Here is a 15,533-nt window from a genome sequence, read left to right as displayed (position 1 = left end):
AAGGGGTCGCAGGTTCGAATCCTGTCTTCCCGATTTTTTTTATCTTGCTTTTTGTTTTCAAATGATTTATAATTTTTTTAAATTGAATATGCGCCCATAGCTCAACTGGATAGAGTGTTTGACTACGGATCAAAAGGTTAGGGGTTCGACTCCTCTTGGGCGCGTCGATACGGAATAGTATATTCCGTATTTTTTTTTGTTGATTCTAAAGGATTTATTTAACAAAAAGCGTTCTTCTTTCTTTCTATTACCAAATTCGTTATAATTAAGGTCAATATTAGTCAAAGGGAATGAATAAGATGGCACATCAGAATACCTCGGATTTAATTGAATCATATATAAAGAAAATTCTGGAAAATAGTGAAATGATCGAGATTCGAAGGATTGAAATGGCAGACCTCTTTAACTGTGTTCCTTCACAAATCAACTATGTGATTAATACCCGTTTTACCATCCAACGCGGTTATTTAGTAGAGAGCAAACGCGGGGGTGGCGGTTATATACGAATTGCGAAAGTAAGAATTTCAGATAAAAAACAGTTACTTGAGCAGATAAATCAGTTGTTTGATGATACAATCAGTGAGAAAAATGCTTTTGCTATTATTCAAAAACTTTATGAAGACCAAATAATTACAAAAAAAGAAGGAAACTTGATGTTAAGTGCAATTGCAAAAAACACATTGAATTTCAATGAATTTGAAGATCATACACGTGCTCGGATTCTCCGAGCATTTCTGGAACGTTTAAGTTATGAAGATGGGAAGTGAGATTAGATGGAAGAACTTTTTACTGAAAGAGCCCAAGCGGTATTAGAAATTGCACAAGAAGAAGCAAAACGATTAAAACATCAATCAGTTAGTTCAGAGCATGTTTTACTAGCGTTAGTAGTTGAACAAAATGGAATTGCTGGAAAAGTATTACGTGAAATGGATTTGAATGAGACAGAAATTTATGAAGAAATTGAACATCTGATTGGTTATGGCGGTATCCGTTCTTACCCTAAAGGAGTCTTTCTTCCATATTCTCCAAGAATGAAACAAGTTTTTGCTTTAGCTAGCAGCGAAGTAAAGAAAACGGGTTCTCAAAAAGTTGGAACAGAACATATTTTGATGAGCTTATTAAAAGATGAAAGTATCATGGCTACTCGAATCATGATCAACTTAGGTATCAGCCTTTCAAAAGCCCGACAAGTTCTGAAACAAAAAATGGGACTAGCTGGTGATTCGGGTGGAAAGGGAATGAATCGTCGTAGAAATATACAAGATAAACGGCAAACACCGCAAGGAACACCTACACTGGATTCATTAGCACGTGATTTGACGAAATTAGCAAAAGAAAACAAGTTGGACCCAGTTGTTGGTCGTTCTAGAGAAGTGAAACGGCTTATTCAGATTCTTAGCCGACGGACAAAGAACAACCCTGTACTGGTGGGCGAACCTGGTGTAGGTAAAACAGCCATTGCTGAAGGACTAGCACAAAAAATCATTTTAGGAGAAGTACCAGAAGACATGCAAGAAAAGCGCCTGATGATGCTTGATATGGGATCTTTGGTTGCTGGTACGAAATATCGCGGTGAATTTGAAGATCGAATGAAAAAAGTCATCGACGAAATCTATAATGATGGTCAAGTAATCTTATTCATTGATGAATTGCATACCTTGATTGGTGCAGGTGGAGCAGAAGGAGCAATTGATGCTTCGAATATCTTGAAGCCGGCGTTAGCTCGAGGAGAATTACAAACGATCGGAGCAACGTCCCTAGATGAATATCAAAAATATATCGAAAAAGATTCTGCATTAGAGCGACGTTTTGCACGAATTCAAGTAGATGAACCAACTCCTGAAGAAGCGGAAGAGATTCTTCAAGGATTACGTTCAAGATATGAAGAGCACCACGGGGTAGAGATTACAGATGAAGCTGTGCGGGCAGCAGTGAATCTTTCTGTTCGTTATATCACTTCTCGTCAACTACCTGATAAAGCTATTGATTTGATTGATGAATCAGCAGCGAAAGTCCGTTTGGATCAAACCGATCACTTAACAAAATCAACTGTAATCAAATTAGAAATTGATGAATTAGTACAAGAAAAAGAAGCAGCAATCCAAAAACAAGACTTTGAAAATGCTGCACAATTACGTAGACAAGAAAAAGCACTACGTAAAAAGCTACAAAAAGTTTCTGCAATCGAAGCAAAACAGGAACAAGGATATGCTGATCGTGTAACAGAAGAAGATGTTGCTACAGTTGTATCGGAGTGGACTGGTGTCCCTCTACAGCAGTTGGAGAAAAAAGAAAGTGAACGTTTGTTAGAATTGGAAGGTCTCCTGCATGAACGTGTGGTTGGTCAAGATGAGGCTGTCAAAGCAGTTTCACGCGCCATCCGTCGTGCACGAAGCGGCTTGAAAGATCCTGACCGTCCAATTGGGTCATTTATGTTCCTTGGACCAACTGGTGTCGGAAAAACAGAATTGGCCAAAGCACTTTCAGAAGTCATGTTTGGAAGCGAAGATGCCCTGATCCGTGTTGATATGTCAGAATTTATGGAAAAATACAGTACAAGCCGATTAATCGGATCTCCTCCAGGATACGTAGGGTATGATGAAGGTGGACAGTTGACAGAAAAAATTCGTCAAAAACCATATTCAGTGATTCTCTTAGACGAAGTGGAGAAAGCACATCCAGATGTTTTCAATTTACTTCTGCAAGTATTGGATGATGGTCATTTAACAGATTCTAAAGGTAGAAAAGTGGACTTTAGAAATACGATCATGATTATGACTTCAAATATCGGAGCGACACAAATCCGAGAAGAAAAAAATGTCGGATTTAATGTCCAAGATGTCACGAAAGATCATAAAGCCATGCAAAAACGTATCTTAGAAGAGTTAAAGAAAGCTTTCCGACCTGAATTCTTGAATCGAATTGATGAGACTGTCGTCTTCCACTCATTGAGTAAAGATGAAATCCATACAATCGTCCAAATCATGAGTAAAGCGATTATCAAACGATTGAAAGAACAAGATATTCAAGTGAAAATCACCCCATCCGCAATCGATGTGATCGGGAAAGCCGGATTTGATCCTGAATATGGTGCACGTCCAATCCGTCGCGCACTTCAAAAAGAAATTGAAGATCGATTGAGCGAGGCGTTGCTTGGCGGAGAGATTCGTTTAGGTGACCACGTAACAGTAGGTGCTTCAAAAGGAAAGATCACATTGAATGTTCGCGGACCTAAAAAGGAAACAGTAGGTTCCCTATAGGTACTTGGTCTATGTAGCTGAATTTTTATAATAGTAAGACTTGATTAAGAGGTTGTGACAAGTTTTTTGTCACAATCTCTTTTTATATTTGGACAGAATATATCGAACTTTATTTTGACTTTTTGTGAAATAATTTTCAAAAATCCGACTTTAAATAGAAGAAGTATTGGAAAGTTTTTAGAGCTATGCTACTATTATGAAGTTGTAGGAGGAGGAAATTATGATCGAACTCATAACCACAGTAGAGACTATCAAACAAGCAGAACAGTTGCTTGCTGCAGGTGCAGACACACTATATTTCGGTGAAGAGCAATTTGGATTGCGTCTGCCTGCTTCATTTACACGAGAAGAACAGCGACAATTAGTAGAATTAGCACACAAGCATGGTAAAAAAGCAAATATTGCTGTAAATGGGATCATTCATCCTGAAAAAATGAAAAATGTACCTGAATATTTGGCTTTTTTAAAAGAAATAAACGTAGATGTGATCACAGTTGGTGATACAGGTATCATTTATACGATGAAAAAAAATCCTGAATTGCGTATACCGTATATTTATGATGCTGAAACATTAGTAACGAGTGCACGTCAAATCAATTTTTGGGCGAAAAAAGGCGCAGTTGGCGCAATACTTGCTCGTGAAGTTCCTTTTGAAGAGATGAAGGCGATGGAAGAAAAACTCGACATCCCTGTAGAAATCCTTGTGTATGGTGCTACATGCATCCATCAATCCAAACGTCCACTGCTACAGAATTACTATAACTATACGAAGCAAGACGAACAAAAAGATCGTGAAAGAGGTCTTTTTATCTCGGAACCTAAAAAAGAAGAGACACATTATTCTATTTATGAAGATAGTCATGGCACACATATTTTTGCCAGTAATGATCTAAATCTCTCGAATGAATTGAATGAACTTTATCAGCATCATTACCGTACATGGAAATTGGACGGGTTATTTACTCCAGGCGAAAATTTCGTGAATATCACTCAACTATTCGCCGAAGCAAAAAAACAAATTTTAGAAGGTAGCTGGGATCAAGCAAAAGCAGAAAAATTGACGAGCGAAATCAACAAATTACATCCTGAAAACCGTGAATTAGATACAGGATTCTTTTATATTGATCCTTCTGCTATCAAATAAGGAGTATGATGAATGAAATGACAGTAAAAAGAAAATTGAAACGTCCAGAAGTCTTAGCGCCAGCAGGAACACTGGAAAAGTTAAAAACAGCGATCCATTATGGAGCAGATGCAGTATATATTGGCGGAAATGCGTATGGTTTAAGAAGCCGTGCAGGCAATTTTACTTATGAAGAAATGGCTGAAGGGGTTGCTTTTGCAAAAGAACACGATGCAAAAGTGTACGTGGCTGCTAATATGGTCACCCATGAAGGAAATGAAGAAGGCGCTGGGGAATTTTTCCGCAGTCTGCGCGATGTCGGTATTTCTGCAGTGATCGTTTCTGATCCAGCTTTGATCGAAATTTGCGCGACAGAAGCTCCAGGTCTGCCGATCCATTTATCCACTCAAGCTTCAGCAACCAATTTTGAGACATTGGAATTCTGGAAAGAGGAAGGGTTGGAACGTGTCGTTTTAGCTCGTGAAGTTTCAATGGAGGAAGTGGCAGAGATCCGTAAAAATACGGATATCGAAATCGAAGCATTTATTCATGGAGCCATGTGTATCTCTTATTCTGGTCGCTGCACATTGTCCAACCATATGTCAATGCGGGATGCGAATCGTGGCGGATGCTCTCAATCTTGTCGCTGGAAATATGGATTGTTCGATATGCCTTTTGGTCAAGAACGAAATAGTTTGACTGATACAGGAGAAATTGAAGAAGAATTCTCGATGAGTGCAGTTGATATGTCCATGATCGAGCATATTCCAGAATTGATTGAAAACGGCGTAGACAGCTTCAAGATCGAAGGAAGAATGAAATCGATCCATTATGTATCTACAGTGTCAAACGTCTATAAAGCAGCTGTAGACAGCTATATGAAAGATCCTGAAAACTATGTCTGCAAACAAGAATGGATCGACGAGTTATGGAAAGTGGCACAACGAGAGTTAGCTACAGGCTTTTATTACAATACACCAACTGAAAACGAGCAATTATTTGGTGAACGTCGTAAAATCCCAGTATATAAATTTGTCGGTGAAGTATTATCATATGATGAGGCAACACAGATTGCTACGATACGTCAGAGAAACTTATTCTCTGTAGGGGATGAAATCGAATTGTATGGTCCAGAGTTCAGTCATTTCAGTCAAACAGTCGAAATCATGCATAATGAAGAAGGGGAATCCATTGACCGAGCACCAAATCCAATGATGGTTTTGACCATGCCAGTCGCACAACCAGTGAAACCTGGAGATATGATCCGGAAACGTAAATAAAGAAAAAGCTGATACAGTCCTGTTTCAAGCATCTTCGCATACAAAATCCAAGAAAAGTGTTACACTTGTTTTCTGTAGAAAAAGGATCGTTAAATAAAGGTTTTGATTGATCTCTTCAATAAGGAGGAACAAAATGCAAATATATGATTACATCGTAATTGGTGGCGGCTCTGGCGGTATTGCTTCAGCAAACAGAGCAGGGATGCATGGCGCAAAAGTTTTGCTGATTGAAGCAAATGAATTAGGCGGAACCTGTGTCAATGTCGGTTGTGTACCTAAAAAAGTCATGTGGCAAGCAAGTACGATTTTGGAAACAATTGAACGTGATGCTCCAAGTTACGGCATCCAAGCAGATTTAAAAAGTGTCGATTTCGTTGGTCTAGTAGAAAGAAGAGAAAAATATATTGATTTTCTACACGGTGCTTACCAAAGAGGATTAGATAGCAATCATGTCGAGGCTATAAAAGGATACGCTACTTTTATCGATAGTCAAACGATCGAAGTAAACGGTGAAACTTATCATGCGCCTAAAATCTTGATTGCGACTGGAGGCCGTGCAAGCAAGATGAGCATTCCTGGTGGCGAGTACGCCATTGATTCAAATGGATTTTTTGAATTAAGGGAATTACCTAAGAGAGCAATCGTTTTAGGAGCTGGATACATCGCAGCTGAACTTTCAGGTGTATTTCGTGGTTTAGGTAGTGAAGTCATGTGGGCATACCGAAAAGAACGTCCACTTAGAACGTTTGATAACATGCTTTCGGACAATCTGATCCAAATGTACCAAGAAGCTGGGATCAAGACTTACGCACATCATATTGCTAAAGAAATCACTAAAAACAATGACGAATACACGGTGTTATTTGAAAATGGCGAAACCTTAACTGGCGATTGTGTCCTTTTTGCAGGCGGGCGTGTACCGAATACTGAAAATTTAGGTCTGGAAAATACAAATGTCGAATTGGACGAAAAAGGATTTATTAAAGTAGATAAATACCAAAACACAACGGATGAACATATTTTTGCGGTTGGTGATGTAATCGGTAAATTAGACTTGACTCCTGTTGCAATCGCAGCTGGCCGACGTTTGTCGGAACGTTTGTTTAATGGGAAGAAAGATTCTTATCTGGACTATAATCTTGTTCCGACAGTTGTCTTTACGCATCCACCAATTGCAACGATTGGATTGACAGAAGAAGAAGCATTGGAAAAATACGGCGAAAATGAATTGAAAGTTTATCGTTCACGCTTTACTCCAATGTACTTTGCTTTGAATGATTATCGCCAAAAATGCGAAATGAAATTGATTTGCGTCGGAAAAGAAGAAAAAATTGTCGGCTTGCATGCTATTGGTGTAGGTGTCGATGAAATGCTACAAGGTTTTGCTGTGGCTATCAAGATGGGCGCAACAAAAGAAGACTTTGATAATACAGTAGCCATCCATCCAACAGGGGCGGAAGAATTCGTAACGATGCGATAATTTAATACTAGCAGTTCCAGCAGCTTTTTATTGAATAAACCAATGTAAAACCAGAAAATCAGTATACTGATTTTCTGGTTTTTTGTTTTTTAACTATTTATGTAAGATTGCTTCGATATTTTCCCAAAACGAATAAGTAGGGAAGTTGGATATTTTGATCATCTTCGTATTCAGCTGGTTCCTATCTAAAGGAAAGTCAGTCAAAACCAAATCATATTGATTGATCAACCGATAGTTCAAATCAAAAAAGCTATCCTGATATTCTTTTATTTCTTTTATCTCAGGAAATTTTTTAGTTAACAATTCCTTATATAAGAAACGAACTTTCGGTTCTTGAGAAGAAAGGATCATGACTGTATATGTCTTTTTTTTTGGAATGATTCGATCAATAAGAGCTGGAGACAGCAAAACCAGTTCTTCCAGCAATTCTTCATATAATAGACGATTGGTTAGAATAAACGAATAATTTTCTTCCACCAATGCTTGTTCATAAAAAGAAAGAATGAGTGGTTCCGATTTCAAGACGATCACAAAGAATTGTTTAAAGGAATTGGTTAGAAAAGGTAAAAACTCCTTCTTGAAAGAAATCAAATGATACAAGTAATTTAATTGCTGATCAGATAACATCGTATCAGTAGATAAAGAACGATAGAAATTTTGTGACAAGTTTCTTAATTTTTTGATTTCATGAGCTGGCGCCTTTACAGAAGCAAAATGGATCATTTGGCTGATTGGACGCAAAAGTTCACTAGCTGTTTCTTTAGTTAAATAGAAATGATAATTTTTCTCCATAACGGAGCAAAATGTAATGTTATTTTTCGTTCGCTCAAAAAATAAATCAATATCCATTTCGAGAGGTTGGCTTTTCAACTGATCGGATAATTTATGTTTCTTTCCGATCCGGATAATAGAAATCAAAAACAGCTGTTTGTGGCCAGATAGTTTGTTTAATGGAGGATAAAGTTTCATGTATCGTTTGATAGCTGCAGACAATATTTGGGAATGAGGAAGTTGATCCGGTGTATAGGTCTCCTCAAATAAACTGCAGTAAAAAAAACGTATTTGTCTCTCCTCACCTTGAATATGTACATATGGAGTAGTGTGGATTCTAAAAAGAAATCCTCGCTTTTGAAAGGATTCATTCAGAAACATAATGATTCTGCGAATACTTGCTGTACTTAGAAATAACTGATCTGCTAGTTTAGCAATACAAGGTTCTTGCATCAAAATGATTTTCAACACTTGTATATGGCTTGAATGTTTTAAGATAGTACTCGTGATGCTTTCTAAATTATATTCACAAGGTAATCTCAAAGAAACTTTCTGTTGCTCGTCGATATGAATAGATGCCGGAGAATGAACAAAATTAAATGCGGCAATATCAGATAAGAGTGTTTTTTTTGTTACAGCAATTTTCTTCTCTAAGTCTTCTAAATAAAATGAATCCATACTCAAAAGCATGGCTAATCTTAACTGTCTTTCTGATAATTTTTCAAGCATAGTTATATCTTCTGTCATATTTCCATCTGCGTTTTTTAAGAAATAATAGATAAAACGCTCCTTCACTTCCTTTCTTTTCGGTCGTTCTTAACCATTATCCCACGTTGTAGAGAAAATTGATTCATTTGTATGTTTGTTCAACAATTTTAAGCAACAGGCAGAATAAACAGCAAAAACAGAATGCTTTAACCTCATATTTTTGTTAATTAAAATAACTAAATAACCATAGAATGAATAGTTGGATGTTTTTTATTTTTGTTATTTTTAATTATGTATTTATAAATCATTATTGTACTCTCTATATTTACAGTAAAAAAATAAAACATAAATAAAAAGCTTAGATAGAAATATCATGCTTATGTTCTTTAGATTATTGTTATTTAAAATAGCAAATATAACTACTGAATGAAAACTAAACCAACTATACTTTTAATTATTTTATATAAAATTGTTTTTTTATTTATATCTTCGAGGGTTGAAAATGATATTTCAAGGGAGTTGCTCTTCATTCGATTTTTTGTTTCCGAAAATAAAAGATCGTTTTCTTTTATTTTTTTGATACATACTCCCTTAGATATAGTTATTTATACTGTTTATCCAAAAATAATAATTATAACATACAAAAACAGTTTTTAAGAAACAGGTTTTCCAAAATAGAAAAAAAATAATACTAAATTCTAGCGTAAATAACTGTAGGATAGATTTAATAGCAAACGAGAAAAGGGGAAGTAAAAAATGGTAGGATTTTTGGAAAAACAACTAGAGAGACAAATCATGCTGATCTGCTTGTTAAGCATGGATATGGCTGAGATCAACGACCTTGCGGAAGAGCTAAAAGTGACGGATAAAACAATTATTGCAGATATTGATAATTTTAATTCTTCTTGTTTTCCTGCGTACATCGAGGTCAATCAGTATAAAGAAGTAACGTTGAAAATACCCAGTAACCTCAATTTAGATGATATTTTTATCAAGATCCTAAATAATTCTATCTATATAGAAGTCTTAAAATACATTCTGATTTCAGAACCGTCTTTAACTGAGATTTCAGCTAAATTATTTTTTGAGTAAGACAAGTGTCAGGAGAATCATTACCAAAATAAATACGTACTTTTCAAAAGAAAGATTAGATATACAAATCATCTTAACCACCAGACTACAAATCATCGGTGATGAAATATATATTCGTAAATTTTTCTCAAGTATGTTCAAAGAAATCTGTAAAGAAAAAGATCTTCCTTATTTTGAAATGATTTATAAAATGTTGAAACGTTGTTTGATCAAGCAAGGACGGGATGCTAGCTCTTCTAAAATCATTTATACAGTCTATTATATTTTTACTTCGATCATTCGAATCGGGAACGACCATCTGATTCCCAAAGAGGAACTGGCAGATCGGCCAGCTGTCGTTGACTCAATTATGGAAACGATCAAGAGCGATACCGTCTTCTGCACGCTTATCAATCAAAATTATAAATTTGTGATCAGTAGAGAAAATATAGAAAATATTTTGAGCCCATATCTCAGTCTGCTTTTTACCAATCCAGCTGAAACAGATGAGTATATGCTCAGAAGAGTAGAACTGTTTCTTAAACATTTCTATTATCTTTCCAATATCAATGAAACGGTCACAACTGAAAAGGTTTTGCATTTCACCAGTTTTATTACCTTTTATAAAGAATTGACTTTTTTCAAAGTCAGCTATGCAGATATCTTTTATAAGAAAATCCTGAAGAAAAAAGTCCAGATATGGGAAGCTTATCAAAGTGCATTGATCATCTCTAACTTATCCTCTGTACGGAAAAATGAACTTTTGTTAAAAGAATTACTGTTGGAGCTGATTGTCTCTTCGAATGAATTATTGCATCGAGTGGAGCCAAAACTAAAAGAACGGTCTATTTTGTTATTAAGTTCACAAGAAATGGGACTTCCTATTTTATATAAGAACTTGATTTTGAATAAGTACCCTTCTTTTAAGAAAGTCGATATTTATGAAAAAGATGTTTTTTCTTTAGACTATACACTGATCAACCAATATGACCTAGTATTGACCGATGTGAATTTGAATTTGAATCGTATATCTTCTGCCATTCTGAAAATTTCTAAAGTACCGACGGATGCTTTCTGGCATAATTTGGAAACGTTTCTTCATTCTACTTGAGAAAAGAGTTGCCAATAAATTATTATTTCGGAAAAAGTAGGTGTGGTATAGACAATTTTCAGCGTTAAGATAAAAACAAAAACACTGGAAGAACGAAAATGAAAGAGTTAATCGGTTTATTTTGTATTTTATCCTTTACGTTCAGAATATTGGCCTCAATGATCAAAGCATTGTATTACGTGGCAAGAACCCTTGTTTTATTACCAGTCGCAGGATACAAGTGTTACAAAGAATGCAAAGCCAACAAAAGAGAGAGTAATCTTTCAAATATTTCATCTACATCATCAAGGGAAAGCAATAGACAATATGGGACTATTGCCAATCGGATATCAGATGCTTCCAAGGATGCAGACAAGACAAATAAGTTAAAAAACGAACCGATTTTACCCAAGAACAAGCAATTTGTCGTTAACCACAACAGTATATAGAGTAAAAATCTGAGAGGAAGTAAAAAAGATGCTTACGCCAATCAATCAAAAGTTATTTGAACTTCTGGAATATGACCTAAAAGACGAAAGATTTACAAAAGACCTGTCTATTGTCGACAAAGAACAACGAAGTAAGCCACTAAGATCGATATTGATATCAATGGGTTGAACGAATCCCTTTCAATGGCAATTAACAAAAAGATCGAAACTCTAACGGAAGAAAAAAAGTTATATGGTTATCTTTCAGAGGAAAAGAAACTTCAAAGCATCATCAATAAGATAAATGAAAAGCCATTCGTTGAGTTGGAGCAGGAAAGAAAAACATTCGAGGAGAAGCTTGAAAAAGTCACTGGCCATCAAGAGAAGATCAAGCAAGAAAAAGGCACGGTTGTTTATACATCCGATCAAACGTTTAACACTGAAACCTATCAAAATGAGAAGCTGATTTTGTCTCGAATAAATGTGGCAGAAAACAATCGTCTGATCGGCAACATAAATGATTCTATCCTAGCAGCTGAAAAAAGAGTAAACATACTAAGAGAGGAATCGAGGAAACTAAAAAACCATTTATCTCAAAATTTAGAGGTAATAGAACAGAAAATTAAAGAACTTAAACCTATGCTACCCCCAACACCTAAAGAAGAACGGCGAAAAAGTTGGGAAATGAATAACGATGTGGTAATTGTACAGCTCGAAAAACTAGAAAAAGAAAAAACAGTAATTGAATCACAAATCAAAACCATTGATGTTGCAACTTCACGAACTGTTCCTATTGCACAAGTAGAATTCTCCAAAAATCTGTCAAAAAAGGAAGATATCCCCAAAGAGCAGCCTAGCCAAATAGTCAAAGAAAGTGTACCTTTGCATCAAGCTGATAGTGAAAAGGTGCAGCCGAGTATTCCAGTGCCACCACCTATGCCACGTGATCCATTATGGCAGAGACAAGAAACACAAAAGTCAGAGAAAGCACCTCATCCTATTGAGCCGAACGTTATCATTCAAGAGCAACCTAGCCAAAAACGGGAAAATGGACCTCGTCCAAGAGCTGCTAGCGATCCTGGAGAGTCTCGGACAGACGTACCAGATAGTGGTAAAAAGACGCAAGATACACCTGAAAGAGACAAGAAAGAGGAGCCGGATAAATCAACTAAAGATGCTTTACATACAGCAATCGGCGAAAACTTAAAAGCTAGACAAGAACTGCTCCAAGTGACGATTGAAAAACAAAGAGAAATACTTGGTATCATTCCTAAAAAAGCAAAACATTTACCAGAATTAAATGCGATAGATAAGAAGATCCAAGAAAATGAAGCCGAACTCGCAAAACTGAAGCCCCAGTTAGATGATCCTAAAACGTGGAAGCCCGAAATGATCCAACTGCCAAAGGGGCAATCCGCTACTGTTGAAAATATCAAAGCAGATACTGACAAGATCAAAACAGATATCGAAAAGATCAAAAGCATGGATATCAAAGATTTAAAAAAAGAACTATTCCCACATTCTAAAAAAATGCGTTGGCTCCGCCGAGCGTTGCATCTATGGCCTTTGGCGGCATACCCTTTATTTGTGAGTTGGGCAGTGATGATTTTACCAGCTCTGACGGTTAGTCTCTATGCGGCACCAGTTGCGATTACTGCTTTTTCTTTCTTTTGTGCCAGTTATTATGTCCCTAAATTGATCAATTATGCGAGGAAAAAAATAGCCAATCGACGCGAAGCTCAGAAAGATAAAGAAGAACTAAATAAAGGACTGACAAAAGAAAAAGAGCAGCCAGAAGTAACAAAAGAAGTAACAAAAGAAGCAGTCAAAGAAACAGAAAAAGAAGCAAAGAAAACAGATATAACGACAAATGAAAAAGGCAAAGAAACGCTTAAAGGAGAAAAAACGGCAGAACCAAGTCTAGAACCTTCCACGAAAAAAGATTGGAAAGCCAAAACGAAAGATTTCTTGAAGAACAATTGGAAGACACTAGCGATCATAGTAGGCGGAAGTACGTTGATTGCAGTAGCTTCTGTATTCCTCATGCCAATCATCGCACCAGGACTAGTTGGGGCCGGTATATTTACCCTTGGAACTGTAGCGTTGATGGGGACTTCTGTGGGTATCGGGGCGCAACTGATCGACAAATTTGGATTGAAAAAAGTAGAAAATCATTTGAATAAAAGAGAAGAGAAAAACTTTGATCAAAAATTAGAAAAAGCACTTCGTACATTTGACCTCTCGAATCAAAAAGAAGAGAAAGTGAAAGAGGTACAAGAAGTAACTAAAGATTCAAAAATGAAAGAAGCAAAAGAACAAGGCATCTCGTCAGATATTTCTCGAACAAGCCTAGTAGTTTCTCAGGATGCTTTAGGTGCCAAAAGAAGCTCAATAAGTTCTCAAAGTTCTCAAAGTTCTCTTGGATCCATAGACTCCAACTTGTTTGCATACTCAAAAGATAACCAACAAGTAAAAGAACCTAACAAAGTAATTCCTATAAATCAAAAATTGACAGAAAATAATCGAAATGTGTCTTCTCAAGTTTCACCAGTAACAGGGTCACGTCAATTTCAAGATTTAAAACAAGATGCAGTTGTTAGGGCAGGTAATCAAAACGGAAAAGATGATAGCAATAGAAACAGCCCAGCACGTACCAGAAGCAACAGTCAACCAACTCCAAAAAAGGAGCAGATAGTCCATTAAATGAAACAGAAGAAAAAATGAAAAGGAGAGTCATGTGAAAAATTCACGCTTTATAATTTTTAGCCTCCATCTATTGGTCTTTAGCATACTTTTTTATTTTGGAAATCGGATCGTCTTTCTGTTCTTAAGTGAAGGATTTGCTTCATTGGAGCTAGCAGATAGGATCATGGAAGCAATCAATCAGAGCTTTGCAGAAATAGCGGAATTCGCCATCCATATCGAATTCGCACAAATGTCATTACTGTCAGGCTTTGTGTTTGGGATTGCTTATATATTGCTCGTTTTATATAAGACATTTGATAGTAAAAATACCAGACCAAACGAAGAATATGGAAGCGCGCGATGGGGGAAGCCTGGAGATATCAGACCATTTATCGATAAAAAGAAAGACTTCAATATCTTATTGACGAAAACAGAAAGTCTGTCTTTATCTGGTCGAATGAAGATCACAAAAAGAGACAACTTCAACCGTAATAAAAATATCGTCGTGGTAGGAGGAGCCGGAAGTGGTAAAACGCGGTTCTTTGTAAAACCTAATCTGATGCAGATGCATTCTTCCTATGTTGTCAGTGACTCCAAAGGATTGTTGTTGATGGAGACAGGAAAAATGTTTGAAGAAGCGGGGTATAAGATCAAGATTTTTGATTTGATCAACCGGAAAGCAACCGACTACTATAATCCTTTCAAATATCTCAGAAATGAAGATGATATCTTAAAGATCATTAACAACTTGATCAAGAATACAACTGATCCGGATAAAAAAGGTGGAGATGGATTCTGGGAAAAAGCAGAGACGGCTTTGCTGATGGCCATTTTTAGTTATCTGATCCAAGAGGTCGTGGAGGAAGATCGTACATTAGGAAGTGTGATCGAATTAGTCCGATTAGCTGATATTGATGAAGACGTACCAAACTTTGTTTGTGAAGACTGGCAATCAATATACAAAGAACTGATTAAGGGACAAAAAGAAATACAGAAGGAAGGGGTAGCTCTAGAAAATCCTGAGTATAGAAACGAATTTAAAAAAGCTTTTCAATCTAACGAATATAAAAATGGAATGTCGATTTATAATCAATCTGTAAAGCTAATTAAAGATTATCAGAACAATTTGATTGATTATGGAAAAATTTGTCATCAAATGCATGATCTTGAGCAACAAATATATGGAAAAAGAAAAGAAATCAAGGATAAACCAAGTTATATAAAAAGCAGTAAAACATTTAAACGGTTGAACTATAAAGAAGGATTTGCTGTAAAAGCTTTAAAAAACAGTTATAAAAAATTTTACCCTAACGAAGTATCATCTGTTATCAGTACGATCAAAGATCTTGCTGATACTGCAAATGTCAAGTTACACCTTCGCAATGAACAAGAAATGTCTCAAGCGTTGAACAATTTATTGCCAGCTGTGCGTAGAAAAGGAGAGATTAATAAACAAAATCCAAACTTAGGAAATATAGTAGAACAAGCGCGTAAAAATGCTGAGTCTATGAGAAATTCATCAGTTCAAAAAAGTCCTCATCAAGTTCGCTGATATGAATCAAAAAAATAAGGGGCTGTGACAAAAGTCTTGTCACAGCCCTTATTTCCGAATAAACGGTGTTCCAGAAGTAGCTTCT

Annotated in this window: 9 protein-coding genes, 1 tRNA gene and 1 pseudogene; 10 read left to right on the top strand and 1 reads right to left on the bottom strand. The window is 36.2% G+C overall.

The annotated features are described in order from the left end of the window. The first annotated feature begins 90 nt into the window (after window positions 1-90). The 6 genes from HMPREF2961_RS10420 to gor all read left to right on the top strand — a co-directional run bounded on the left by HMPREF2961_RS10420 (window position 91) and on the right by gor (window position 7,143). Window positions 91-164, top strand: a tRNA-Arg gene (locus HMPREF2961_RS10420). 135 nt (window positions 165-299) lie between these two features. After that, window positions 300-767, top strand: coding sequence for a CtsR family transcriptional regulator (locus tag HMPREF2961_RS10415; RefSeq protein ID WP_002310600.1), 468 nt, complete (start codon window positions 300-302; stop codon window positions 765-767). A 6-nt stretch (window positions 768-773) separates the two neighbouring features. Next, complete coding sequence (locus HMPREF2961_RS10410) at window positions 774-3,260, top strand: ATP-dependent Clp protease ATP-binding subunit (RefSeq protein WP_002315794.1); 2,487 nt, start codon at window positions 774-776, stop codon at window positions 3,258-3,260. A 220-nt stretch (window positions 3,261-3,480) separates the two neighbouring features. Beyond that, entirely contained in the window at window positions 3,481-4,404 is a 924-nt protein-coding gene (locus tag HMPREF2961_RS10405; protein WP_002315795.1) for a peptidase U32 family protein, read from the top strand. A 5-nt stretch (window positions 4,405-4,409) separates the two neighbouring features. Beyond that, a complete protein-coding gene (locus tag HMPREF2961_RS10400; protein WP_002315796.1) occupies window positions 4,410-5,663 on the top strand; it encodes a peptidase U32 family protein in 1,254 nt (417 codons plus the stop codon). A gap of 133 nt (window positions 5,664-5,796) precedes the next feature. Beyond that, the gene (gor, locus tag HMPREF2961_RS10395; protein WP_002315797.1) at window positions 5,797-7,143 is read left to right on the top strand and encodes a glutathione-disulfide reductase; all 1,347 of its coding nucleotides are present in this window, start codon (window positions 5,797-5,799) and stop codon (window positions 7,141-7,143) included. A 93-nt stretch (window positions 7,144-7,236) separates the two neighbouring features. Here gor and HMPREF2961_RS10390 read toward each other — a convergent pair whose 3' ends face one another. Next, entirely contained in the window at window positions 7,237-8,661 is a 1,425-nt protein-coding gene (locus tag HMPREF2961_RS10390; RefSeq protein ID WP_070704747.1) for an AcpB/EbpR/MafR family transcriptional regulator, read from the bottom strand. A gap of 717 nt (window positions 8,662-9,378) precedes the next feature. Between HMPREF2961_RS10390 and HMPREF2961_RS10385 the strand changes: the two are divergent. The 4 genes and pseudogenes from HMPREF2961_RS10385 to HMPREF2961_RS15795 all read left to right on the top strand — a co-directional run bounded on the left by HMPREF2961_RS10385 (window position 9,379) and on the right by HMPREF2961_RS15795 (window position 15,448). Next, window positions 9,379-10,804, top strand: a pseudogene (locus HMPREF2961_RS10385) (helix-turn-helix domain-containing protein). A gap of 98 nt (window positions 10,805-10,902) precedes the next feature. After that, a complete protein-coding gene (locus HMPREF2961_RS10380) occupies window positions 10,903-11,232 on the top strand; it encodes a hypothetical protein (RefSeq protein WP_025477334.1) in 330 nt (109 codons plus the stop codon). 183 nt (window positions 11,233-11,415) lie between these two features. Further along, a complete protein-coding gene (locus tag HMPREF2961_RS10375) occupies window positions 11,416-13,914 on the top strand; it encodes a V-type ATP synthase subunit I domain-containing protein (RefSeq protein ID WP_237539365.1) in 2,499 nt (832 codons plus the stop codon). Between the two features lie 34 nt (window positions 13,915-13,948). Beyond that, window positions 13,949-15,448: a type IV secretory system conjugative DNA transfer family protein gene (locus HMPREF2961_RS15795; protein WP_002315802.1), complete on the top strand. Its 1,500-nt coding sequence runs from the start codon at window positions 13,949-13,951 to the stop codon at window positions 15,446-15,448. Window positions 15,449-15,533 lie beyond the last annotated feature (85 nt).

The organism is Enterococcus sp. HMSC076E04, from assembly GCF_001814285.1.
Classification (GTDB): Bacteria; Bacillota; Bacilli; order Lactobacillales; family Enterococcaceae; genus Enterococcus_B; species Enterococcus_B lactis.
The sequence above is the reverse complement of the archived record's forward strand: the minus strand, read 5'-3'. Positions and strand labels throughout refer to the sequence as shown.